19 protein-coding genes are annotated in these 26330 nt (G+C 39.6%); 8 read left to right on the forward strand and 11 right to left on the reverse strand.

All coding sequences use genetic code 11. The features are described from left to right. On the forward strand, positions 1–156 hold a 156-nt coding region (locus BLS35_RS25585; RefSeq protein WP_175459569.1), incomplete at its 5' end, for a transposase. Between the two features lie 188 nt (positions 157–344). Here BLS35_RS25585 and BLS35_RS25590 read toward each other — a convergent pair. The 3 genes from BLS35_RS25590 to BLS35_RS25600 are packed head-to-tail and all read right to left on the reverse strand — an operon-like array spanning position 345 to position 4136. Next, positions 345–1703, reverse strand: a complete 1359-nt coding sequence (locus BLS35_RS25590) for a Gfo/Idh/MocA family protein (RefSeq protein ID WP_090786896.1) — start codon at positions 1701–1703, stop codon at positions 345–347. A 13-nt stretch (positions 1704–1716) separates the two neighbouring features. Then, complete coding sequence (locus BLS35_RS25595; RefSeq protein ID WP_090786899.1) at positions 1717–3075, reverse strand: 3-keto-disaccharide hydrolase; 1359 nt, start codon at positions 3073–3075, stop codon at positions 1717–1719. Between the two features lie 29 nt (positions 3076–3104). Beyond that, entirely contained in the window at positions 3105–4136 is a 1032-nt protein-coding gene (locus BLS35_RS25600) for a DUF6807 domain-containing protein (RefSeq protein ID WP_090786902.1), read from the reverse strand. A gap of 200 nt (positions 4137–4336) precedes the next feature. Between BLS35_RS25600 and BLS35_RS25605 the strand changes: the two genes are divergently transcribed. Genes BLS35_RS25605 through xseB form a run of 3 tightly spaced genes read left to right on the forward strand, consistent with a single transcriptional unit; the run spans position 4337 to position 6909 of the window. Next, positions 4337–5356, forward strand: a complete 1020-nt coding sequence (locus tag BLS35_RS25605) for a S66 peptidase family protein (protein ID WP_090786905.1) — start codon at positions 4337–4339, stop codon at positions 5354–5356. Next, a complete protein-coding gene (gene xseA / locus BLS35_RS25610) occupies positions 5331–6725 on the forward strand; it encodes an exodeoxyribonuclease VII large subunit (protein ID WP_090787120.1) in 1395 nt (464 codons plus the stop codon). The genes BLS35_RS25605 and xseA overlap by 26 nt, the downstream gene beginning before the upstream one ends. Continuing rightward, positions 6700–6909, forward strand: a complete 210-nt coding sequence (gene xseB, locus BLS35_RS25615) for an exodeoxyribonuclease VII small subunit (protein ID WP_090786908.1) — start codon at positions 6700–6702, stop codon at positions 6907–6909. The genes xseA and xseB overlap by 26 nt, the downstream gene beginning before the upstream one ends. 6 nt (positions 6910–6915) lie before the next feature. On the opposite strand, the gene BLS35_RS25620 is transcribed toward xseB, so the two are convergent. The 3 genes from BLS35_RS25620 to BLS35_RS25630 all read right to left on the reverse strand — a co-directional run bounded on the left by BLS35_RS25620 (position 6916) and on the right by BLS35_RS25630 (position 10296). Beyond that, a complete protein-coding gene (locus BLS35_RS25620; protein ID WP_090786911.1) occupies positions 6916–7908 on the reverse strand; it encodes an NAD-dependent epimerase/dehydratase family protein in 993 nt (330 codons plus the stop codon). Continuing rightward, entirely contained in the window at positions 7905–9023 is a 1119-nt protein-coding gene (locus BLS35_RS25625; RefSeq protein ID WP_090786915.1) for a hypothetical protein, read from the reverse strand. The genes BLS35_RS25620 and BLS35_RS25625 overlap by 4 nt, the downstream gene beginning before the upstream one ends. 67 nt (positions 9024–9090) lie before the next feature. Continuing rightward, the gene (locus tag BLS35_RS25630; protein WP_090786918.1) at positions 9091–10296 is read right to left on the reverse strand and encodes a serine palmitoyltransferase; all 1206 of its coding nucleotides are present in this window, start codon (positions 10294–10296) and stop codon (positions 9091–9093) included. Between the two features lie 400 nt (positions 10297–10696). On the opposite strand from BLS35_RS25630, the gene BLS35_RS25635 reads away from it, so the two are divergent. The 3 genes from BLS35_RS25635 (at position 10697) to BLS35_RS25645 (ending at position 12815) form a co-directional block, all read left to right on the forward strand. Next, positions 10697–11548 carry a dienelactone hydrolase family protein gene (locus tag BLS35_RS25635; protein ID WP_090786921.1) on the forward strand — a complete coding sequence of 284 codons (852 nt, stop codon included), beginning with the start codon at positions 10697–10699 and terminating at the stop codon, positions 11546–11548. Positions 11549–11702: 154 nt separating this feature from the next. Further along, complete coding sequence (locus tag BLS35_RS25640; RefSeq protein ID WP_090786924.1) at positions 11703–12011, forward strand: RNA recognition motif domain-containing protein; 309 nt, start codon at positions 11703–11705, stop codon at positions 12009–12011. A gap of 114 nt (positions 12012–12125) precedes the next feature. Continuing rightward, positions 12126–12815 carry a lysoplasmalogenase gene (locus BLS35_RS25645; RefSeq protein WP_090786927.1) on the forward strand — a complete coding sequence of 230 codons (690 nt, stop codon included), beginning with the start codon at positions 12126–12128 and terminating at the stop codon, positions 12813–12815. On the opposite strand, the gene pbpC is transcribed toward BLS35_RS25645, so the two are convergent. Together pbpC and BLS35_RS25655 are read right to left on the reverse strand one after the other, a co-directional pair. Beyond that, on the reverse strand, positions 12812–15208 hold the full coding sequence (pbpC, locus tag BLS35_RS25650) for a penicillin-binding protein 1C (RefSeq protein ID WP_090786930.1): 2397 nt from the start codon (positions 15206–15208) through the stop codon (positions 12812–12814). The two genes, BLS35_RS25645 and pbpC, sit on opposite strands and share 4 nt — an antisense overlap. A gap of 47 nt (positions 15209–15255) precedes the next feature. Beyond that, positions 15256–20838: an MG2 domain-containing protein gene (locus BLS35_RS25655; RefSeq protein ID WP_090786932.1), complete on the reverse strand. Its 5583-nt coding sequence runs from the start codon at positions 20836–20838 to the stop codon at positions 15256–15258. 160 nt (positions 20839–20998) lie between these two features. Here BLS35_RS25655 and BLS35_RS25660 point away from each other — a divergent pair, with 160 nt between their 5' ends. After that, the gene (locus tag BLS35_RS25660) at positions 20999–22405 is read left to right on the forward strand and encodes a DNA/RNA non-specific endonuclease (protein ID WP_090786935.1); all 1407 of its coding nucleotides are present in this window, start codon (positions 20999–21001) and stop codon (positions 22403–22405) included. A gap of 60 nt (positions 22406–22465) precedes the next feature. Here the strand turns inward: BLS35_RS25660 and BLS35_RS25665 are convergent, their stop codons facing one another. From BLS35_RS25665 to BLS35_RS25675, 3 genes are all read right to left on the reverse strand, one after another. Then, a complete protein-coding gene (locus BLS35_RS25665) occupies positions 22466–22870 on the reverse strand; it encodes a hypothetical protein (protein ID WP_090786938.1) in 405 nt (134 codons plus the stop codon). A gap of 30 nt (positions 22871–22900) precedes the next feature. Beyond that, positions 22901–25483 (reverse strand): type I DNA topoisomerase, encoded by a 2583-nt coding sequence (gene topA, locus BLS35_RS25670; protein WP_090786941.1) that lies wholly within the window; start codon positions 25481–25483, stop codon positions 22901–22903. A gap of 136 nt (positions 25484–25619) precedes the next feature. Next, positions 25620–26321: a DUF6266 family protein gene (locus tag BLS35_RS25675; RefSeq protein WP_132226077.1), complete on the reverse strand. Its 702-nt coding sequence runs from the start codon at positions 26319–26321 to the stop codon at positions 25620–25622. Between the last annotated feature and the right edge of the window lie 9 nt (positions 26322–26330).

A 26330-nucleotide genomic window follows, 5' to 3' on the forward strand; every position in this document is an offset into this window, starting at 1 on the left:
TATCGTAAACAACGCCCCGTCGATGTAGAACCCGTATTTGCACATATCAAAGCTAATCGTGGCTTCAAACGGTTTTTATTGAAAGGGATAAGCAAGGCTGAAGTAGAAGTCGGGTTGCTTTCCATCGCTCACAACTTAAAAAAATGGAAAGCGTAAAGCTTTTTGTATCGTTGTTTAATGCTAAAGTACACCGGGGAACATAGATGCATACACAAATCAACGTTCAACCAAAACTTGTAGCTTTGATCTGAAAAAAGTAGCTAATAACTCAAAAAATAACACAATAAAAAAACCGTCTCATAATTGACTTATGAGACGGCTACTTTTTTGTTAAATAGTAAATCTTAATATTTAAACGGTTTTCCGCCTACCATTACTTCCTGTGTAGCTTCATCAAACGTAGCCTTAAGTCCAGTTCTTGCAGCAGCATTCGTCATAATGTTTGCTATTGAATGATAATAACCCGCTTCAACAGGCGCATTCGTTTGCTTACGACTTCTAATACACTCCATCCAGTTACGCATGTGTGCAGAGGTCAATTTATCACCACCAGTATTGGCAGAGGCAGCAACCTGCTCTACCATATCCGTAAGTTTTAGTTCAGGTAGTAAATTCGGCTGCATCTTCATTGCTGCAGCAGCTTTAGCACTTAAACCACCAACAGGAGAAACCGTATTGGTATTCAAATTCAGTTCACCACCATTTGAATAGTAAATTTCAGCCGGACGTTCATCACCATTGTGCATTCTCGAAGTAAACACTACCTGGAAACCATTATTAGGATCGTTAGGCTTACCATAATCAAATACTGCAGTTGTAGTATCCCAGTTTCTACGGCCGTCTTTCCATTGGTAAATACCACCATTGGCTACCACACTTCTTGGATGTTTTAAATCTGTAAACCAATGTACTGTATCAATCTGGTGCGACATCCATTGTCCAGGCATTCCAGAAGAGTACGGCCAAAACAAACGATATTCTAAATATTTTCTCGGATCCCATGCTTCAAAAGGACGGTTAATCAAGAAGCGCTTCCAATCTGTATCCTCCTGTTTTAATTTAGCAACCAGATCAGGTCTGCGCCAACGTCCCGGTTGGTTTACATTCCAGCTCAGTTCAACCATCGTAATATCTCCAAATTTACCATCTTTAATAAACTTATTAGCAGCATGGTAGTTGTCCCCACTTCTGCGCTGCGAACCGATCTGAACAATTTGTTTAGAGGCTTTAACGGCTTTCAAAGCCATACGTGCATCTTCCATTGTTTCAGCAAAAGGCTTTTCACAATATACATCGCATTTATTGTTTACAGCTTCGGCAGCATGGGTAGCATGTTGAAAATCCGCTGTACTCACAATCACAGCATCAATATCTTTTAAACCATATAATTCATCATTATTGCGACAAGCGGTAATGTCATGACCGAATTTGGACTTTAAAGTATCTACACCTAAACCCCGGCGATAACTCCAAAGATCTGATACCGCTACAATATCAAAATTTAGTTCTTTCTGGTGATTTAAAAATGAAGGCAAAAGAGAGTCTTTAAAACGGTCAGAAAACCCAACTACGCCAACTCTTACACGATCATTTGCGCCTATGATATTGCCATAGCTCTTCGCACTTAATCCCATGGTTCCTAAATAGGTTCCTGCTGCTGCAATAGCAGATTGTTTAATAAATTTTCTTCTTGAATCTAACATAGTCGCTAAAATTTTAAAGTTCTTTTAATTTAATACTTCTAAAGGAAACGTTATCACCATGGTCTTGAATTAAGATATGCCCCTTAGGTGCCATCCCAAAGTCCTTCCAGTTTTTATATTTACTATCCGCTACTAATGCGTTGAACTCAGCCGAACCTCTAACATATTCCAGAATTTTAAAACCATTTAAATAATACTCTATCTTATTATCTGGATATACAATAACAACACCTTTGTTCCATTCCCCAATCTTTCTTTGCGAATTAGGTATTTTTTTGCTGGTAATCAAGTCATACAATGAACCCAAAGTACGATTGCCATTCTTACCCAATTTGGCATCAGGGTGTCTCACATCGTCAAGGATTTGGTATTCAGGACCAATAGCCGAGCCTTTATTACCTTCAGTAAGGGTTACGAAATATTTAATCCCACTATTGGCACCTTCAGTTAGTTTAAAATCAAACTTCAACACAAAAGCACCGTACTGTTTATCGGTAACAATATCACCACCATTGGTCGACTCAGCTCCATTAGATTTAACTACACTCAGCACACCATCTTTTATTTCCCAACCTTTCTCTGGAAATCCTTTTTTATAAGCACCTCTCCATCCATTAGTTGTTTTTCCATCCCATAGAAGGTTATAACCATTTGCTTTTTCGGATGCAGATAAGTTATTAGGAATTGTATTCACTACATAAATATTATCCGCTTTTGTCGGCTTCAATCCTTCAGTTTGTATACGGATATTTCTCCATCTGATCTGTTTACCTGGTTCATCATTTTTACCGATAGCGTGTACTTGTAAAGCGATAAAACCAGAAGGCGTCATATCATCAACTAAATTAGCCGTAGGTACTCCATTAACCCAGGTTCTAATCGAGTTGCCAATACATTCAATCCTATATTTATTCCAGGTCCCTTTTTTAAAGGCCGTTTTACCTTTAGGGTTAATATCCATAGGGTATAACCATCCGCGACGAGCCTCATCATATATACCACCACTATAGGCCCTGTCAGAAGGATCAACTTCCATTTGGTAACCATGAACCCTTCCGTTGTTTTGGTCTGGCTTACTCTCACTTCTAAACTGGATTCCAGAGTTCATCGAATTATCTACTAGTAATTCAACTTCAAAGATAAAGTCGCCATAGTTTTTTTCAGTTGTTAAAAAGGAGTTAGGCGTATCCCGAACAGTGGTCCCAACAATTTCTCCATTTACAACCTCATATTTTGCTTTTCCATTCAGTTGTTTCCAACCCGTCAAATCTTTTCCGTTAAATAGGTTTTGCCATTTGCCGCTTTGTGCATGTAGAGACGTTAAGGATGCCCCCAGCATCAAGCCTGTTAAAATTAGTAATCTAGTCTTCATTTGTGTTTATTCTTGGTTTGTTTTAATAATCAAATTTGTTTGCCAAAGTCAAGCGCTTGTTTGTTCAGCAGCTCTGCAGTTTGCTTTTTACCTGATCCGATGATAATCCTGTAACGGAAAGTAACCGACTCACCTGGTTTCAAGGTAAGGTTCAAATGTTCCTTACCATTGCTAAAAATAGCTTGTCCCAATGGGTTGGCCGCAAACAATCCATAATCTCTGGCGTGCCAGTAAGTAGGGTATCCTGGGTTTTTTGGATGATCAATGATTGCGATAGACACGGGTTGTGTTTCTTTTACCCCAAATAATACACACCAATTCCCACGCGTGCCCCAGGCATCATTGCCTTTTTTACCTTCGCTCGTCAGGTAATCGCCATTGGCTCCATTTTTAGTAGGTGCTATTTTAGTTACAATACCTTTATTATCGGTGTAAGACTCTTCTTTATCAGATGGCAATTCCAGTTCTTTCGTTACTCTGATTCCCAATGCACCATCTTTAACGTCTTTAAAGTAAACCGTATCTTTTTGTGCAGTAAGTGTAGTTATTCTGTCGATAGTCCTGGTATCATCATTCCCACTAAAAACAAAAGTAGTAGCCTCTTTCAGCAACACCTTTTTGTCCTGTCTTTCCCAGTTTGCTGTATAGTTTAAACTACCTTTAGCCTTACCATCTTTAACCGCGGTTACTTTTACATTCCTAATCCATCCATAGCCTGCTTTCTTGGTGGCAGGGATATTGTATGAATTGTTCCAGAAATCAAGCCCGTTTACACTCTCGTAATTGAACCATAAACCCACATGATGAGGGTGATCGGTACGTTCATGATCACGTTTATCCAAAGGGAAACCTCTGGTTACTGTAAGGCCGCTGGCTGTTTGTAAAGGATATAAAATTGGCTTTTCCAGATTATCCGGATAGAGAAAGCTTGTAAATGGTTTACCATCAATTAAAACATCAACCTTTTGCTGATTTGGGTGCTCAAGAAAGCTTACTTTTTTGGTTTGGGCGGTTAGCTGCAAACTCGCAAAGCAGCAGCCAAGGATCAGGAATTTCTTCATTTACATTTGGTTAAAATTAACTTCTTAAGGCATAAAGCTTGCTATGAAGCGGGTTAAGTTTTAGATAAATATACCTTTCTTAAAATATAATCAACCTTTTAATTGACGACTATACCCAAAAAAATACGAAAACGATTGAGTAAATTTTTAAAAATTATCGCCAATAAGCCTTATCATTGTTTGATCATAAACCAAAGACAATGAACCGTAAACATTTTCTTTCTTCCATCGCAATTGCTGGCTCAACAATGAGCAGTTTAACAGCATGGAGCAATCCAGATACCTCTATTAAAGAACCAATTATCCCTCCGTATTTACGACCAGGTGATACCATTGGCCTGACTACTCCTGCAGGATACATGACTATGGAAGAGATTCAGCCGGCCTTGAAACTAATGGAAAGCTGGGGCTTTAAAATCCAAATAGGTAATACCATCGGTAAAAGAGATTACTGTATGGGCGGAACTGACGCCGAGCGCGCTCAAGACCTTCAGCAAATGCTGGATGACCCCAATATTAAGGCTATTATGTGTGCCCGAGGTGGTTATGGTGTGGTAAGGATCATAGATTTGATTAATTTCGATAAGTTTAAGGCTAAACCGAAATGGATCATTGGCTTTAGTGACATCACCGTATTGCATTGTCATTTAAGCAGCCAGCTAAACACAGCTTCAATCCATTCTAAAATGTGTAATAGCTTTCCTACGGATTGGCTTTTGGCTGATCCAATACAGATAGAAACCATACTTTCCATAAAGCAGGTATTAAGTGGACAAGCGATTAAATATACAGCAGCAGCCCAAAGTTACAATAGAATGGGCAGGGTAGAGGCTCCTCTGATTGGCGGCAACCTCAGTATCATAGAAACCCTTACGGGCTCGGCGTCGGATATCCATACCAATGGGAAGATCCTTTTCGTGGAAGATGCGGGTGAATACCTGTACAGCATAGACAGAATGTTCTGGAATCTCAAACGCAGTGGAAAATTGGAAAAATTAAAAGGACTCATCATCGGTGGCTTTAGAGTAAAACCTGATGATCCCGGCGAGGAATTTGGCCGAACTGTATATGAGGTGATTACAGAAAAAATTAAAGAATATGATTATCCGGTGTGTTTTGATTTCCCTGTAGGCCACCAAAAGAATAACTTTGCACTTAAATGTGGCACAAAACACATACTCAATGTAGATGCAAATGGAAGTTCACTCGTATCAATCTAACCCTGCAGCCATAAGGCTTTCGGAACTGACAAATCAGATCCGGCAGACAATTGATGGAGTGTTTGGTAACCGAACTTTCTGGGTCATTGCGGATGTAACCAGCCATACCTATAAAGAGCAAAGCAATTATCACTATTTTGAGCTCGTAGAAAAAGACAAAGCTTCTGCAAAAATACTGACCAAGATAGCGGGTAGAGCATGGGGAAACGCTTCTGTTAACATTTCTAATTTTGAACAGGCTACAGGCCAAAAGTTTAAAAACGACATCAATGTCCTGATTCAGGTTTCTGTACAGTACAATCCGGCATTCGGATTACAGTTAAACCTGCTAGATATAGATACCAGTTTTACATTGGGCTTGTTTGAGCAACAGCGTAAAGAAACTTTGGAAAGGTTGCTCCGGGAAAACCCTGATTTTATACAAAAATCTGGAGCACATTACATTACGCGCAACAATGGTTTAGCTTTAAATAAGGTGCTGCAAAATATTGCGGTCATCTCATCAGCTACCTCTGCCGGTTATCAGGATTTTAAACATACACTGGACAATAACTCTTTTGGCTATCGTTTTCAAATAGATGATTATTTTACTTTAATGCAGGGTGAGACTAATGCAAAGCCTTTTCTAGCCAAAATTGTAGAAGTATTTCAATCCGGAAAACCCTATGACGCACTAGTGATCATCAGGGGCGGTGGTGCCCAAATGGATTTTCTTATTTTTGACAATTACGACCTGAGCAGGGCAATTGCTAAATTCCCAATACCGGTGATCACAGGAATTGGACACCAAAAGAATGAAACGATTGCCGATTTAATGGCGCATACCTCTACAAAAACACCAACAAAAGCTGCCGAGTTGATTATTGCACACAACCGGGCCTTTGAAGAATCGCTAATCAGCTTGCAAAAAATGGTGCTCATCAAAACCTATCAGTTGATCAATTATCATAAGGATAGGCTAACGCATATTAATCAGATCACCATTAGCACTACACGGAATCTATTGCACGAGCAGCATCGGAATATCCTTAACTTATCTCGATTGGTATTAACCAACCCTAAGATTATGATTTCCAATAAGCAAAAAGACCTGAGTAATGTGATCGGTAATCTAAAGGCATACAACAGGATGTATTTTGCTAATAAAAGTGGATACATTGGTCACTTCCAATCGGTGGTGAGACTTATGAGTCCACAAAACATATTAAATAAAGGCTTCGCCATCCTTAAAGTAAATGGCCAGATTGTAAGTAATGCCGATCATATTGAAGCGGGAACAATACTTACGGTCAGACTGTCTTCAACAGAAATAGAAACAACAGTAAACTCCAAATCAACCATAGATGGAAAAGACGAATTTAACCTATGAAAGCGCTTATAAAGAGCTTGCAGAAATAGCTCAGGAGATAGAAACGGAAGCCGTATCGGTAGATGTTTTGGCAGAAAAGGTAAAACGTGCATCAGATTTGATCGAGTTTTGCCAGACTAAACTCCGTGCTACAGAAACTGAGGTGAACAAAATTATTAAGCAGATGGAGAATCCACCTGCTTAAGGGCAACTATAGCCAATTATTTAATTTATACCACTTAATGGTCTGCATTATGCCTTTCTCTAAGTTATACTCAGGTGTATAACCTAAATCTGACTGAGCACCTGCAATACTGCAAGCCCAGTTAATAGCAGTAAGTTCGGCCATCTTTTCTTTATTTAAAGCTGGGGTATTCTTACTTCCTGCATATACAAAATCCATAATGGCTGCGAGCAAGGCTACCAACGGCACAGGAAGATGAAACTTAAAGGTTTTCTTGTTCAATGCCTTTTTCGTAAAATTAGCTAAGGCATATCGATCGTATATTTCCCCGTCAGAGATATTATAATGCTGGTGAACCGCTGTAGCCGTTAAAGCTTTTACAATTACATTTACCAGATCTTTAACATATACAAAACTCAGTTGTTGTTTAAAGCTACCTATATGAGGCTCAAGCCCTTTATTAATGCTGTTAAACAAAATAAACAGATCCTTCTCTCTAGGTCCGTAAACAGCTGTAGGGCGTATTGTCAATAAAGGAAGAGTTGTAAAATCAGCCAGATATTGCTCGGCTAACATTTTACTAGCTCCGTAATTTGTTACTGGTTGAGGCGCAGTACCATCCTGAATTTCAGCTGATAAATCAGGTAGGGGGCCTAAGGCCGCTAAACTGCTCAGAAAAACAAATTTCTCCAAATTGATATTCGCCTCTAGTGCAGCAGTAGCCAGATTACGGGTATAAGCTGCATTAACCAGATCGTACTCAGCCTTAGTTTTCGCTTTGGTAATACCAGCAGCGTGTATGATATAATGATATTGCTTATCCTCCAGTTCCTGCTTTAACCGATCAACATTGCTATAATCAAGATTGACATACTGTACATTAAGACCTTTTAAATGTGACCGGTCGCTACTTGGCCTGATGGCCGCATATACTTCAAGATCGGCTATTAAAGCTTCTTCAATTAAATGATAACCCACAAAACCACTCGCACCGGTAATTAATACCCTTTTTTTACTCATACTGCTTTCTCATAGATCCTATATTTTTTATAAGGATCTCCTTTTATCGCCTTAATAGCATTATTTACCAAATCATTATGTTCCAAAGTCCATCCTGCTTCAGCATATTTAAAGTTCTTTGCACGATAGGACTTAATGATATTACCATACAGACAGGCTTCAATACCCATTTTACGATAGCCATCAACCACGCCTAAAAGCAATATCCTGATACCGGTAACATTTTTCTTTCCAAATAGTAACTTGAAAATTCCTGTAGGTAGTAACCTGCCTTTTTTAATTTTGATCTGAATTTGGTTCATATCAGGAATGGCGGCGCCGAAACCTACTAATTTACCATCCTGCTCGGCCACAAAACAAAAATCAGCATCCAGTACCAATTTTAAATCTTTAGCCTGGTAATCAAACTCCTCATCATTCAATGGCACAAAGCCTAAATTCTTATCCCATGCTTTATTATAAACTTCGCGCAGGTTAGCTGCCTCTTGTTTAAAATTCTTCATGTTGATTTTTCTGATGGTGACATTGCTCCGTTTTAAACGCTCTTCAAGTTTATCCATCAGTTTAACCGAACGATCATCGTAGTTGTCGCCATTAAACTTCCATGCAATCAAATCTACATTCTTTTGGAATCCCCATTGCTCCAATAAAGTTGCATAGTAAGGCGCATTGTAAGGCATCATTACCACAGGCGGAGAGTCAAAACCTTCAATCAACAAACCACAAGATTCATTGGTAGAGAAGTTAACCGGACCGAGAATCTTGCCCGTTACACCTTTGTCTTTTACCCATTGATCGGCAGTCTCTAACAATAGATTAGCTGCTTCCTGATCATCTATACAATCAAAGAAGCCGAAAAATCCATCCTTGACATTGTTTAGTTTATTATAGTTGTTGTTTAATATAGCTGCAATACGACCAATTACCTTTTCCCCATCATAAAGCAAAAAACACTGCAATGAAGAGTGTTTATGAAAGGGGTGTGTAGTTAAAAGATCTTTTTGAGCAATGAATAACTCGGGTACATAATTTGGATCTCCTTTGTATAGGTCGTGCGGAAAATCTATAAATGTTGCTAATTGTTTCTTGGTGTTAACGGCAACAATATTCTTCATTAGTTTATGGTTTGGTTTTGAAATGTCAAAGGCTTAATCTGTTACAATTAAGCCTTTGTTAGATATTTTATATCGTTTCCTGGAATGATTTTACCTGGACTTCTTTTGCGGCAGCGGATAGCTTTTCAACGGCTTCCTCGATTTGCTCAAAAGTATGTGTGGCCATTAGAGAGAATCTAATTAGCGATGAATCAGATGGAACAGCAGGTGACACTACCGGGTTTACAAAAATTCCATTGTTGCTTAGAATATTGGTAACCATAAAGGTTTTGTCGTTATCTCTGATGTAAACCGGAATAATAGGGCTGTCGGTGTGACCGATGTCGAATCCTGCTTCAACAAGCAATTGCTTAGCATAGTTTGTGTTTGCCCAAAGTTTATCAATGCGTTCAGGCTCAGATTCGATAATGTCCAGGGCAGCGATTACACTCGCTACAGCAGCTGGAGGCATACTCGCACTAAACATTAGAGAACGTGCTCTGTGTTTTACATATTCAATAGTTTCTTCTGTACCAGCGATAAATCCGCCTAATGAGGCTAGTGATTTACTGAAAGTACCCATAATCAAGTCAACCTCATCCGTTAAACCGAAATGAGAAGCTGTACCAGAACCGTTAAAACCAATTACACCCAAACTATGGGCATCATCCATCATAATGTTGGCACCAAACTCCTTAGCAATTTTCACGATCTCTGGTAAGTTTACCAAATCGCCTTCCATACTAAAAATACCATCTGCTACAATTAGCTTAGCAGCATCTTCTGGTAACCTGCTCAATTTCTTGCGCAAGTCATCCATATCATTATGGGCATATTTAATAGATCTAGAGAACGATAAACGACTACCGTCTATAATAGAGGCGTGATCATATTCGTCAAGGATTAAGTAGTCATTCCTGTCTAACAAGCAAGAGATAACACCTAAGTTAACCTGAAAACCTGTGCTGAATAACACAGCAGCTTCCTTACCTACATATGCAGCTAGTCTTTTTTCAAGCTCAATATGTATATCCAATGTTCCATTTAAAAATCTTGAACCAGCACAGCCTGTCCCGTATTTATCTATGGCAGCTTTGGAAGCTTCCTTAATCTTGGGGTGATTAGTTAAACCCAGATAGGAGTTAGAGCCAAACATCAGCACCTTCTTCCCGTCTATAACGACTTCTGTGTCCTGGGCTGATTCAATTGCACGGAAATAAGGGTATAAACCTTTTTCCTTAATTGCCGTAGCGTCTTTAAAAGCTGCTATCCTATCGTGTAATTTTTTACGCATGCTGGTACTTGTATGTTTAGATCACAGAACTCTTTAGTTGATATTATATTTCTTTATGAGGCATTACTTGTTCTGTCTTTAGTAAAACCGCATCATTTTATTTTCTGACTAAATTAACAATTTTGTCAATTCGTAAAAGTCCCCAAAGCTAAGATCATAAACACAGAAAACAAAACTTGAAGTGAACCAAGTTTGAATATATTACTTTTTAATATAAAATTTACAATTTTCTTATAATTAATTCAAATTCGATCTATAATAACCTGTCAAAAATAAGAACTCTTTTGGAAAAATCAGACAAATTGGGGTCAACTATTTTTAATAAACACGAAAATGTGCAATAATTGACAACCAAATTAACTTTATATTGTTTTCTTTTTCACACCAAAAATCATGTCATATGGATCAGAAAATTATTACGCTGTACGACGAGTACACGCATAGCAGCATCAGCAGAAAGGATTTTATGAAGAAACTAGCCATCCTTACTGGAAGTACAGCTATGGCTTTGTCTGTTTTACCACTCTTGGAAAACAATTATGCAGCCGCTGCTACCATAAATGATGACAATCTACATACAGAAAATATCAGTTATAAAGGAGTTGATAGCGAGATGAAGGCTTTTCTGGCAAAACCTAAAGGCAAACAACATTTGGGTTGCGTACTAGTCATCCATGAGAACAGAGGGTTAAATCCACATACCATTGATGTTACCAAGCGGGTCGCCGCTGAAGGATTCCTCGCCATAGGGGTAGATGCACTTTCGCCTTTTGGTGGGACGCCCGCGGATGAAGACAAAGCACGTGACCTGATTGGCAAGCTTGATCCGGAAAAAAATCTTCAGAACTACTTATTGGGATTGGAATATTTACGGAATAGGAAAGATGGAAATGGAAAAACTGGTTGTGTCGGTTTTTGTTGGGGTGGGGGGATGTCTAATAGATTAGCAGTTGCTGATCCAAAATTACTTGCTGCCGTTGCTTATTACGGTGCACAGCCAAAAACGGAAGACGTGGCCAAAATCAAGGCCAGCATCATGCTACATTACGCGGGACTAGATGAACGAATTAATGCTGGAATTCCAGCGTATGAAGCTGCACTAAAGAAGGATCACGTTGATTATAAGTTATTTATATACGACGGCGTAAATCACGCTTTCAATAATGACACCTCGCCAACCCGTTACAATGAGGCCGCAGCTAAACTGGCATGGCAAAGAACCATTTCATTATTTAAGGCCAAACTTAGCTGATGTAAAATAAATATCTTCCTTAAAACCAATCCTTGTAAAACAAATTTAACTAGCACGTGTTTATAGGTTTGTCAGATAATTATACTTATAACTGACACTAAACATGAATTTTAAGCAAAAAAATGCTTACTTTTGTACAAATTTTTAAACATTAATGAAGATATTTATTACAGGCCTTCCTTTAGAAGTAGGGGAAGATGAATTAACAGCCGTATTTGGTGATTTCGGTCAAGTAAAATCACTTAGGATAATCAAAGATCGTGAGACTGGTCAAAGTCGTGGTTTTGGTTTTGTGGAAATGCCTGTTGAAGAAGAGGCAAAAGAAGCGATCAAACGTATGAACGGTGGTGATTACAATGGTAACCGTATTAAAGTTGCTGAAGCGCAAGAAAAACCAAACACAGGCGGTGGCGCAGGTGGTGGTGGCTTTAGACGCAACAACCGTACAGAAAAAAGCTACTAAGCTTTTTCTTTCTACAGATTCTAGTATCAATCTATATAGGGCAGCAGTTATGACTTTTGTCGAAACTGCTGCTTTTTAGTATAGATATCGTCTGGCTTAAATTAAAAAGGACAAATGCTAAAGAAATACGCTACGTTTAATATCATATTTGGGCTGATCTTTATCCTGCAACTTAGTTTCGGAGGAAATAGCAGCAGTATTCTAGCTTATTTTATAAAACCCTGCATTGTACTATCCCTGCTCATCATGCTATATGTGAGTACCGGACTAAAAGGCCGTTTCCATAAACGTTTATTTACAGGATTAATCTTCGCTCTTATGGGCGATGTATTGCTCATGTATACAGCGAAAGACGAATCCTATTTCATGTTTGGTCTTGCCGCATTTTTGGTAGGGCATATCTTTTACATCAGCGCATTTTACCTTGATTTTAAATCAGCACCCGAATTAGACAAAAAGGGAGCAAGGATTGCTATTTTGCTTTGTGCAATAGCCGCCATTAGCTACTATTTCTATTTACGACCACACCTGGGAATCATGAAACTCCCAGTGATGATCTACGTTTTTGTGATTAGTATGATGATGATGATGGCCAGTTTCCGCAATCTCCGTGTAAACAGCTCCAGCTTTAAATTGATTCTTTTTGGGGCATTGATCTTCCTTTTATCTGACTCAATCCTCGCTTACAATAAGTTCGTACAGCTCATTGGTCATGCTGATATCTGGATCATGTCAACCTATATGATTGCCCAATACCTGATCACGATTGGCGCCATTGAGCGTAAACTAATCCATACCAACTAATTCGATTTCTTTTCCTTATCTAAGATTGTAAAGGTTTGTACCAGTCTTTCTCCTTTATCATCCACAAGTGTAAGTATATGTTTTCCTGGGCTTGGACTCACAGCCAATTGGTGGTAATTTTTCGTAGTAGCAATGTATTCGCCATCAATATGCCAGTATATCTTAGCATCCGCATTGCGATGTGTCGCATTTAGAACTACTTTTCCACGACTACCATCAAATTCTACAGGCACATAAATACTCGCATAATCCTTGGGGTAAATCATGTCCATAACGTAATTATTCCCCACATCGCCACAACCAGGCTTAAAAGCCGGAAGTAATTTATATTCGCTGTTTTTGATTTTGTAATAATATTCCATGGCGGGCGGCAATACAAACCAGGATACATGCAACATATCAGCGGGCGCCTCACAAGCATCTGTAACACGAAAACTGCCCGTTTTATCCAAATGAATCAACTTATGGTAAGGACAAAGCACTGTTTTTTCTCCTGCAGGTGATACGAGTTCTTCAATTACATCCTTACAGTATTCACCGGCCTTATAGCCACTTTGTCGACAAACACGCATTTTCTTAAGCTTGGTCTTAGGTGTTTTAAACCAATTCGCATTGGGCAATAGTTTAAAAATATCAAACAACACCGGTGCCGCTACATCAATACCTGTCAATCCCGGCCGACCTTCGCCATCTGCATTTCCTACCCAAACGCAAACCACAAAATCAGGATTCAGTCCAATTGCCCATGCATCTCTAAATCCAAAACTCGTTCCCGTTTTCCAGGCCAGCCTTTGCGAAGAAGAAAACTGCTCCCATAAACCTTCTTCACCTGGGCGCATTAGCTCTTCCATTGCATTAAAGGCATTCCAGATCGAACCATGATCCAGCACCGAAGTCACTTGCGTCTCATAGGCTTCAAAATACCCTTTACGCTCAGCACTCTTGCCTTTAATATAATCCGGCGCATCATAATCACGGGGATTATACCTGCCTTTGTAGTCATTAAAATGGTTTAAAGTGCGGGCCATTCCCATATATGTCTTTGCAAGATCCCACATTGTAACCTCACTACCACCAAGAATAAGCGAGAGACCATAATGATCAGCAGGTTGGTTCAGCGTACTGAAACCTAGCTTTTTTAATTGATCATAAAAGCGCTGATACTTATAGTTTTGCAACATCTTAACTGAAGGGATATTTAAGGATCGACTCAATGCTTTATCAGCGGGGATAGCCCCATCATAACCTAAATCGTAGTTCTGAGGAGAGTAACCACCAATTTGCGTCGGAATATCAGGGATCAGTGTTCTTGGTAAGATAAATCCGTCATTCATCATACTCGCATAAAGCAGTGGCTTTAATGTGCTCCCCGGACTTCGGGGCGCTCTGATCATGTCTACATGGCTTTCCAGCTCTTTATTTTCAGGTTGATAAATATTGCCAACATAACTTGCCACGGTACCGTGTTTTACATCCAGCACCAAAGCCGAGATGTTATTAATATCGTTAGCTCTATAGCGATTGTTATACCGCTTAAGCAAAGAATTGATCTTCAGTTGTAAATCATAGTTTAATGTAGAAGTAATCCTTGTACTCTTGTTTTTCAATGCACTACGCTCTGTTTTAAAACGATTAAGCAGGTGGGGGGCATTCTGAGGTAAAGCTTGAGGCTTACCCGGGATAGGCTCAAGCTTAGATAAATTAGCGGTAGCCTGATCAATAAACTTTAATGCTGCTATTTTATCCAATAAGTCGTTCCGCTTTTTGATCAGTTTAACGGAGTTTTTGCCAGGGTGTACTAACGATGGACTGTTTGGCAATACCGCTAATGTAGCCATTTCACCCCAGGAGAGTGTTTCTGGGCTACGTCCAAAATAACGCCACGAAGCAGCTTCAAGACCAACCACGTTGCTGCCAAAAGGCGCATTTGACGCATACAAATTTAGAATATCCTGTTTGGAATGGGTGATTTCCAACCTTAAGGCCAACAACATTTCGATAAGTTTTTGGCCTATAGTCCGGCTTTCTCTGCGGGAAAGCCGGATCACTTGCATGGTTAGCGTACTACCTCCACTAACTACGCTTTTGGCCTTTATGTTCTGCCGCATCGCCCTACTCATAGCCAGCAAATCTACTCCTGGATGCTGATAAAAACGTTTATCTTCGAAAGCAATGATACATTGCGCAAACTTTTGCGGAATACTATCTGCTTCTGGAAAGCGCCATTGTCCATCTTTAGCTATTGATGCACTTAGCAGCTCTCCATTCGACGCCTCAACTACATAAGAAGTTGGACTGACAAACAATTTTGAAGGCAAAGCAAACCAAAACCACAGCAGCAGAACTAAACAAATACCATCGGAAATTCGGATTGCATTATACTTCTTAAACATCCTTTTTTTACTTTCCACCACGCTATATGCTCACCGTCATCGAGAATTTACTTAATTACTTGCACCCATTTCCCGCCTTCAGTAGCATTAATGCTATTGTTGTACATAGCTTCACATTGTACGGCCGATAAGTAATACCTACCGATATATGAAGCATTTAACAATACCTTATAAGTCACTGTTTCGTTCTCCCTTAAATTGAAATACGTAAACACGCGATCATCTCTGATGTCGCGATAGGTGTAAGGTGAAGCCGCAAGGATGCTTTCGTTATCATTTACCCTGGTATTGATGATCTCCCAACCTGAAGGAAAAATCTGTGTTAAGGCCATTTGTTCATAATAACCCATTTTTCCAGGATTTTTAACAACTACCTCGGCATAGAAATCAGTTCCCTGTTTCAATAAAGCAGGATCAAGTGGTTTGCCATTCAGCAGTTTATAGTTCACGTTCATATCCAATACTTCAGGATTATTCGGCAAGAAGTTGTTTTGTCCCGCTGCTGGCTGTCCTTCCAAAATCAATCGTACAAACAACACTCTGTTTCCTGTATTGCTGATAGCAATTCCGTTACCAGCTTTAAAAGTTAAGGCGGTGCTATTCAGGAATTGATTAGAATTAACTTTACTGTTTTTGCCATCAATGGTATAGCTGTACTGTAAATTATTGGAAGCTGTATTGGCACCGCAGAATTTAGCGATAGCTAGCAAACTATACGCGGTAGTTTGGGTGCTATACCAATCATCTTTACCCAATTTAATAGCTAATGATTGAATGAGTTTAGCACCCTCTGCTTTGCGGCCTAGCAATGTTAAAGTCTCCAATATCATTGCTTCATCCCTAATGTCAGATCCATAAGTGCCACCTAATTGGTTATAAGGTTTTACTTCAATAGGTAAATCTTTAATTAGGTTATTTGCAGCATCAGATTGTCCAGCAAGCTTATATGCAGCAGCCAATCGCCATTTAGCACTTACAGAGAGGTATTGGAAGCCTCTTAATCTGTTCATCGCCGCCATATCTGCTCTTTTAGCTAATGCAAGCACATACAAGCGGTAAGATTGTGAAAGATCACCACCATAAAAGTTATTACTGTTTGGCGACCAATTAGCGGCTTTAACTTTCAAATAACGCAACAACTCATCCAACATACCGACAGGGGTGGTGTACCCTGCGTTCTGCGCTTCGACGAGGAAGTGGCCAGCATAATTGCTTCCCCACTCATCCGAACTGCTTGCACCTGGCCAATAACCCAAGCCACCATCTGTAGTCTGGAAACCACGCAACCTGTTGATTCCGGCTTTTAAATTTCGTTCTGTTTCTGCTTTCTGTTGTTCCGTTAATTGGATTAATTTGTTTAAGAACAACTGCGGAAAAATCCCTGAAGTGGTTTGCTCCACGCAACCATGCGGATATTGTACCAGGTAACTCAATCGTTTTTTAAGATTGATGGGTGGGATAGAAGAGACCTCTACACTACCGGAGTTGGTACCCACCATGCCTATAGGAAGATATTTAGTTCCCCAATTACGACCAGGCTCGATCACTGCCGATGCCACATTGGTTACAAAAGGATTTGGATTTCGAATATCCAGTTCCACATCGTAAGCTGTTTTCTCTGCACCACTTTGAGCAATCAGTTTGATTTTTGCAATACCGGTCATCTCAGGAGCCTTGACCTCAAAGTAAGCCATTTGCTCGCCTGGTTGTTTAAAATTCAACTGAATCGTTTTATTACCCTGTACCTGTAGGTTTTGTAGTTGCAATTGTACCGTAACATTTTTTAGGTTGTTTTCAGTAGCAAATACTGTCGCAGGTAATGTAAAGCTCTCACCTGGACCAATTACTCTCGGTACTGTAGCCAATAACATCAGCGGCTTTTTAACTTGCACCGACTTCTCTACCGAACCATAGGCGCCATCCTGACCAGCTACAACCATTGCCCTTACGGCTCCAATATATTGTGGCAATTTAAATTTATGTGTTTGCGAAGCACCTTTAGCCAAAGCAAAGGGGCCCAAATATTTCACAACGGGCACAAAGCGGTTGGCTTTAGCAGGGTTTAAATTTCTGTTTACACTACCATCACCACCAATGCTCAGGATGCGTTCCAAGTTACCGCCCCATGCACCTAATACATAATCAAAAAGATCCCATGTTTTTACACCTAAGCCTTCACGAGCATAAAATACTGCATGAGGGTCAGGTGTTTTAAACCTGGTTAAGTCAAGTAAACCTTCATCTACTATAGCAATGGTATAAGTCATCGCTTTACCATTCTGCTCAGAAACTGTGATATTGCTTTCCGTTTCAGGCTTCAACTTATCCGCCATTTTAATGATAGGTTTCAATATCGTCTGAGGATCTTCAACCATCAATGGAATTGCACCATACATACGAATAGGCAAATCATTTACGGTCTGTGCATGCGGCTGGAGTAGTGTTACATTGGCAAATACGTTTGGAGCCATTTCCTTTTCGGCTTTAAACTTAAACTGTGTTTGTCCTTTTTTGGTGTCTGTCCAAAAGGTTTTTAACACCTTACTTCCATTTTCTATGGAAATTAAAGCTCTGCCACCTTCTCCAGATGGAATGGTTAACACTACTTCTTCACCGACTTGAAACTTAGTTTTATTGGCAGTAAACGAAAGCATAGAGGCTTCGGTAGGGTTGCTACCTTGCTCGCGCTGTGCCCATCCCGGCCAGTCAATGTATACCGATTTACCAGTTACATGACCGCTATTTAAATCTCTTACCAGAATTAGGTAACGACCCCATTCTGGCTCATCTATTCTAAACTTCCAATTGCCCTTACCATTAGATAAGGTAACATTCTCCTTTTTAACCAGTTTATTATAAGAGTTTTGTGTGAAATTGGCGAAGGAGTTTTCATTATCCTGTTCCCACCACCAGCGCCATTGAACTTTATAAAGCTCTACCTCAACGTTTTTACTACCCTGCAATAACTTACCATCACGATTTACATTTACAATATCAATCTTATGGTCTTGTCCTGTAAGCAGCATTCCAGTCATTTTATCGCCCTCAGGGGTTCTTATGCCATAGTAATTGTTGTAAACATGATATGGAATACTGAAGTTATCGATACTAAAATTACCTCCGGCTTCAAATACTTTAGTTGTAAAATTAGCTTTAAGCATCCCTGGGGCACTGTTGTTCTCGTTTAAATTCGTGTTTATGGTTGCTGTACCATTTTCACTTAAAGTACCTTCAAATATGGTTTTTACCTGCGATTGGAATACTACCGTCGGGTTGTCGAAAGTGAAACTATCAAAACCTTTGAAAGTTGTTTTCATGGTGTTCAGATTCACATCAACTTTAGCTTTAAGGTTTTTACCTACAGCACCAAACAACCAGGTTGCAGAGAGGGTAGCAGTAGAAGAACCACCTGAACCTAAATATGTACGGTTACCAATGTCAAAATTAATCTTAAGCCTATTAGGCATCACTGTTTCAATTTTGATGGTTTTGGTAAAGGTAGCGCCACCAGCTTTTACTTTTGCCAACCAGTTTCCTGTTGGCGCAGTACTTTCTGTAGCAGTTTTAAAGGCATAGAAACCATTTAAAGGCTTTCCGTTAATGCTGCGTTTGATCAATTGTCCCTGAGGATTATATAGCTCAAAAGTAACCGGGTACCCACCAGGTAGTTTCTTTAATTTATCTTCGAGTACAAAAGAAAGAAATACGGAATCACCGGGGCGCCAAACGCCACGTTCACCATATATAAAACCTTTAAGGCCGTTCTGAACCACATCCCCCCCCACATCAAACCTGCTCAGTGGAAGTGAGTTTCCATCATCTAGTTTTAAATATCCTCTTTCCTTACCACTTTTGGCAACCAACAAGAACGGTTTTCTTTTCAAATCAAAAGAAGCCATACCATCAGCGTCCGTTGTTACTGTATGAATTACCTGACGTTGGTAATCCAGCAACTCCAGCGTTACACCACTTAAAGTTTTTGCTGTCAATAGATCTGTAGCAATGATCAACATGCTATTGTCATTACCTCTTTTGGCAATCAAACCAATATTGGACGCCATTAAATTGCGGCTTGCCCAACGTTCGTTTGTATAATAGGATGGGGTACAAGGGTTATCGCGATCTTCCCATCTGTAATTATTCGGGTAATAACTGTTGTAACGTTCCCAAAACTCATCGTCTTCGTCAATTTTCTCACCGTAACGTTCGTAGTCATTATCATTATCGCCATCTTCGGCTTCGGCTTCTGCACATTTGTAGACGTTGTATGCTCTTCTAAAACCTATAGTAACGCGATACATCGCACCCTGTTCTGTACGGATGATTTTATCCAGATCTAGTGTAAAACGATGTTTTTTATGCAGATCAAGGGCTTTATCCTCATCCAATCTGATGGTTTTCTGAATAACAGGCTTACCTACACGACGCAACTCGCCACCATCTTTATAATTATTAGTCTGAAAGAACTGAGGAATATTGTTTTCGTAAATCTTGATAATTGTTACATCCACCGCCTTTAGGTTAACCGCCTCAAATGGGAGTACGAGCTTGCCTGAATTAGGAATAATGGTACCACTGCCGGCAATGACCACCGAAGGAAGTTTGTTTTCAAAAACAATATTAGCCGTTTTACCAGCCTCTAGTTTTTTACCATTGATATTTTCAACACCCTCATTTACAGTGAGCGTATAATTTCCTTCCAGTGTATTCGGAGAATAGATTTTAATCTGACTAGCGTCTATGGTAAAACGCAGGTCAGTTAACCCTGCCAAAGAAATCAATCCAGTTAAATCATGACCAACACTTATCGGTTCAGAAAATTGAACCAGTGCAAAATCTTCAAGATCCTGAACAGCGCGCATATTCAATACCTTAAATACACCAACTGCAGGCACAATAACAGTTTCTTCACCTTTGCTCTCCGCGTCGATAGGTTCACCCGACCAAATTAAACTTAACTTGCTTTTTTTCTTAGTCTTTTTAATACTATCTACAGTAAAAGTAGAAGTGTTCTTAGCTGGATCATGCTGCCATTTTACTTTAAGTGAGGATGGAAAATCTACCTTCAAAGCCTTTTCTATCAGCTTAGGATCTTCCTGATCGGACGTTGTTACTTCGCCGGTCAGCTTCATATAGTCCAGTGAAGTATTATTTTGTGAAACCAGTCCATTTTGAATCAAGGACATTCCTGGTTTAATCACCCTGAAATCAAATTCAAATGATTCAAGCCCTTCTTCAGTATCAGTAACCTTATTTAGGTTAAAAGTAGCTTCATAAGTTTCGCCAGCTTTCAGATTTTCCTCAGGTCTAAATTCGACAGTTTGGGCATCAATCCAATAAGCTTTACCTTTTACAGAAGGAGAGAAGCTGAATAGATCACGGCTATCAGCCACGCCAATATCACTCATGGTTTTCACCTGATTGGCCAAATGTACCCTGATATAGGTCTTTTTGGATACTGTACCCGAAGTATAGGCTTCAATGTACTTAGAATATTGCTGGTTATAATCTTTAGGTCTTTCTTTTTTAAAGAAAAAATAGGAGCCAATTCCAGCCAGAACGAAGGCTAGGATACCAATAACAATACCTTTTTTGTTTTTCTGGAAAAACGAGGGCGGGGTAGTTTTCATGTATTTCAATTAGGGTAATAGATGTGTACAAAAATTAGTAAAATATTGTACATTATTTAAAAAAATTATCAACGATTTTGATAAAATGGAGAATATATCAATATACTAACATTTAGATAATATAAATACGTCAATTTTGAACCCACTTAGAAAAACAAACATGATTAAAAAAATTTTACTGTGTGGAAGCCTTGCACTTCTACTTGCCGGCTGTTCAAAAAAAAGTACTCAAGAATTAACTATTGTCGATCCAGTGATTCCACCGGCAGCTTACTCAATCACTGAGGATTTCGAAAATACGCCAGCCAAAGGTGGGTATGCCGTTGCTGAGGTAAAGATGCCAACTGGAAGCTGGACCTTAGATGATGCACTTGTTGGAAATCTCCCCGCAGATTTGAAAAACGGGTTAAAAAGTGTAAGGCTAAGGACTGGAAATCTAAAAATGAATTTTGACATCAGCGGAATAAAGATGTTGTACATTAAACATGGTAAGTATGGAACTGATCTGGCTTCTACCTGGAAATTACTCATGTCAACCGATGGTGGTACTACTTACACGCAACTGGGAGCTGATATTGCGGAAGACAATAGTACTTTGAAGTTGGATTCATTTGCGGTAAGCACTACCGGCAAAGTCCGTTTTCAAATTCTGAAGGCTGGTACAACAAGAGTAAACATAGATGACATCACTTTTAAGGGCATTGGTGATCCTGGTATCTTGGTTTCAAATCCGGATGTAGACCCAGTAGATCCTAGTGGAAGTCCAGCAACTACGCCTCGTGGTGTTACCGCAGGAAGCGATGCCCAACCTACAATCGGTGACAATAGCAACTTATTATTCGGTAACCCTTCAAATGCTAATGGAGTAAGTGTAGATAATTTCCTGCTTGATCAAAGCTATTATGTAGAATCTTACAGCAGTAGTCGTGGTACCCCAAATTGGGTAAGCTGGCATTTGGATGCAAGTAACTTTACAGGTGTAAGTAATAGATTAGATAATTTTGCAGGATTCACCGGACTACCGCAAAGCGCTTTCGTTGTGCAGAGTAACAGTTACTCAGGGTCAGGGTTTGATCGCGGTCACAACACGCCATCGGGAGACAGGACAAGCTCCGCAAATGCGAATAGTGCAACTTTTTTAATGTCTAATATGATCCCTCAAGCTCCGCAAAACAATCAGCAAACCTGGAATAATTTAGAAGGTTATTTACGCACCAAGGTATTGGAAGGTAATGAAGTTTACATCATTATGGGAAGCTATGGCACCGGCGGGACAGGTGTAAATGGAGCTGCAAGCACCATTGCTGGAGGTAAAGTGACTGTGCCATCGAACGTGTGGAAAGTAGCGGTTATCATTCCTACTGGCAACGACGATATTAGCAGAGTTTCTGCAACTACCCGCGTCATTGCAGTTAATACACCTAATGTAAACACAATTGACTCCGATTGGAAAAAATATAGGGTAAGCGTGAGGGCTCTTGAAGCTGCAACCGGATATAATTTGCTGTCAGGTTTACCTGTTAGCATTCAGGATGCAATAGAAACTAAGGTGGACATTAACAATTAGGCAAGGTCGCTATTAACTAAAAAAGGTTTGCTATTTATATAGCGAACCTTTTTTAGTTAATTATTTAATCATTACTCCAGGCATATTGACCAGGGGAACATGTATTAGATTTTCATCAACTATACTTTCCGGGAGGAAAATAAACTTCTTATCGTAAATAACGCCGTCTACGTAATAGCTTAACCAGTACTCATTAGTCAGGCCGAAAACTTCCGGATCTATAGCTTCTACACTGGCAAAGGATTTAGGCTTCAAGTCACCTATGAAGTGGCGAAGGATCGATGTTTTTACCATTTTTCCATCCTTTTCACCGTAACCTTTAGAGCTAATCAGTACATTGTCTAAAACGACGTCTTTCAAGTTTATAACATAAACCGTCCAGTTCATTATTTCAGGGGTTTCGCCGGTGAGTACTACGGCCATTGCCACATCTTCAACTATATTTTCAGGAAGATCCTTCTTCATTGGTTCTATTTTTTATGACAAGACGTATATCTACTTCTTCGCCACAGTTTTCTTAGCTGGAGCTTTCTTTTTTACCGCAGTTTTAGTGCCAGCTGCCTTTTTTGCACTTGCTTTTTTAGGCTCAAATGCATTAGGTACTTGTTCAACAATTAGTTTTTTAACCTCATCTAAAGAAATGGAAGCCAATTCTTCAGGCGTATACTTATCATTGGTCGCAGGGTTTTTACGTAGCTTTAGCATTTCTTTACCAAAACGGATAAACGGTCCCCATCTGCCATTTTCAATTGCAATTTTTTCAGCAGCCCACTGTTGAATAAACCTGTTGGCTTCTTTTTCAATTTTCTTACCAATCAATTCTTCAATCTCCACTTGCGAAAGCTGATCAAAATTATAAGCCTTAGGTACATTGATAAATAAATCGTTCCATTTAATAAATGGTCCAAATCTTCCTGTTCCTTTGGTCACCGGCATTCCCTGATAATGTGCCACAGGTGCATCAGCAGTGATTTTTTCGCTAATAATTTCTATTGCACGACTCTGATCAACTGATAAAGGATCTTCATTTTTAGGGATAGAAATATAAGCCTCGCCCCATTTCACATATGGACCAAAACGACCTACACCTACAGAAACCTCTTTACCTTGGTAATCCTCCAGTTGGAAAGGTAATTTAAACTGTTCTAACGCTTCTTCAAGCGTAACAGTTCCTACAGATTGTGATTTAGCTAAACTTGCGTAGCGCGGTTTCTCTTCATCATCATTCTCACCAATCTGAACCAATGGTCCAAATCTACCAACTTTGGTATATACATTTTTTCCAGTAGTTGGATCAACACCAAGTAAACGCTCACCATTGGCACGGTCGGCAGTTTCTAATGTTGTTTCAACTTCTAAATGGAACGGTGTATAGAAGGAGTGGAGCATCTTTGTCCATTCCTGTAGACCTTGTGCAATTTCATCAAATTCTTTCTCTACACTGGCAGTGAAGTTAAAATCAACAATTCCTTTAAAATGTTCTACAAGGAAATCATTCACCACCTCACCTATATCCGTAGGGAAGAGTTTACTCTTCTCTGCGCCTGTAATTTCTGTTTTTGTTTTTTTGGTAACGACACCGTTGATCAATTCAATGGCACCAAAGCTACGCTGACGGCCGTCGCGGTCTTCTTTAACCACATAACCTCGGTTTTGAATGGTAGAAATGGTAGGTGCATAAGTAGATGGTCTACCGATACCTAGCTCTTCTAATTTCTTAACCAATGAAGCCTCAGTATAACGTGCTGGAGGTCTTGAGAAACGCTCCGTAGCATTCATTACCCTTAGAGTAAGCTCTTGTCCACGTGAAAGTGGGGGTAACATATTGTTGCCTTCCGAATCTTCTGCATCTTCCTCATCCGACGATTCAAGGTATACCTTTAAAAAGCCATCAAATTTCATTACTTCACCTTCAGCGGTTAATTGTTCTTTACGTGTACTTACCGCAATTTGTGCTGTTGTTTTTTCAAACAACGCCTCACTCATTTGCGATGCGATGGCACGTTTCCAAATCAACTCATATAAACGTTGCTCCGAACTGTCGCCTGTTACCGTATGGTGATTAAAATAAGTAGGGCGGATGGCCTCGTGAGCTTCCTGTGCACCTGCAGATTTAGTCTTATAAGTTCTTGGCTGATGGTATTTATCACCATAAGCAGATTTGATCTCAGCAGCAGCAGCCTGTAATGCGGTTTCAGAAAGGTTTACCGAATCTGTCCTCATGTAGGTAATACGTCCGCTTTCATATAGCCTTTGTGCAATCTGCATCGTTCTACTCACCGAGTAGCCCAACTTACGCGAAGCTTCCTGTTGTAAGGTAGATGTGGTAAAAGGTGCTGCTGGATTACGTTTTGCAGGCTTAGTCTCTAAGCTATCTACAGAAAACCCAGCACCAACACAGTCGTTAAGGAACTTTTCTGCATCAGCCTCTTTTTCAAATCGCTGTGGCAGTTCAGCTTTTACCAACTCTTTTCCGTTACCAGTAGAAAATTCTGCAGTAATTTTAAAAGCGGCAGCAGCATTAAATTTATTTACTTCGCGTTCTCTATCTACGATCAAGCGGACAGCAACTGACTGTACACGTCCTGCGGATAGGGAAGGTTTGATTTTTTTCCAAAGTACAGGAGAAAGTTCAAAACCAACCAATCGATCCAGTACACGTCTGGCTTGCTGTGCATATACCAGGTTGTAATCGATCGATCGTGGTGTTTCTATCGCTTTTAATATGGCGGGCTTAGTAATCTCATGAAATACAATACGTTTTGTCTTGTTTTCCTTAAGTCCTAATGTTTCATATAAATGCCATGATATGGCTTCTCCCTCGCGGTCCTCATCGGATGCGAGCCATACCATTTCTGCGTCTTTAGCTAATTTTTTAAGTTCGGCTACTACCTGCTTCTTATCAGATGGAACTTCATATGTTTGGGCAAAATTATTGGATATATCTATACCCATGTCTCCCTTTACCAGATCCCGGATGTGCCCGTAACTTGATTTAACAAGGAAATCTTTACCTAAATACCCTTCTATGGTTTTAGCTTTCGCAGGTGACTCAACTATTAGTAAATTCTTCGCCATTCAGACCGTTTTTCTGCAAATAAAGCTATAAATAAGGCTAATTTCAAAATTCGACAGACTTTTTATAATAAATATATTTGTAAACGGCTCATTTAATCCGATATATAGTAATAATTAAGCATGTAACAATGTTGATTTATAAAACTATTCTTCCCGTATAGATACTATCTGAAATACTTTCCCTATCATCAGAAATAAATGCAATATAGGTCTCTATAAACCGATCTTTGATGGTATTACCAAGATTTTTAATGGCAATACTCCCTTCCAAAGTATCTTCACCTTCTGATCTTCTAGAGCCAGATAGCTTGTAGAATGCAGTCTTATTATCGGGCAAATAGGCTAGTAACATTACTTGATCTCTTTTCAGGTCATTGTCCCATGTAGGATCTATATCCCATTGGAATTTTAAGGACACATTGGTATAAAGCGCTTTTTTATTAATAGGGGCTTCTACTATGTGGCTGATTACTGGATTTTGTGCTGGACTTAGATCACCTTTACTCACGATAATTTTAGGATAGTCTAATTCGAGATTTGGGTATACACCTTTTATCGCTGTCTTGATATTCGATGATACCGCTGCATTTTGGGCGATTTTATTTGTACCCTTAACAGCCAGTTTAAAACTGGTGTTGGTAAAAGTGTTAATGGGAGATAGAAATTCCATGAACACCCGCATTTTATCGAATGCAGCTATTTGATTTTGGGTAAATATTTTGTTTTTGTTTGGAGGAGTTAGTGTTCTTACACATGCTTCGCCGAGACGGATATACCCTACGGTATTTCCTAATTTTCCTACTATTGGCCCATAAGGACCATGTTTCATACGTGCCATATTTATTTG

The organism is Pedobacter sp. ok626, from assembly GCF_900100435.1.
Classification (GTDB): domain Bacteria; phylum Bacteroidota; class Bacteroidia; order Sphingobacteriales; family Sphingobacteriaceae; genus Pedobacter.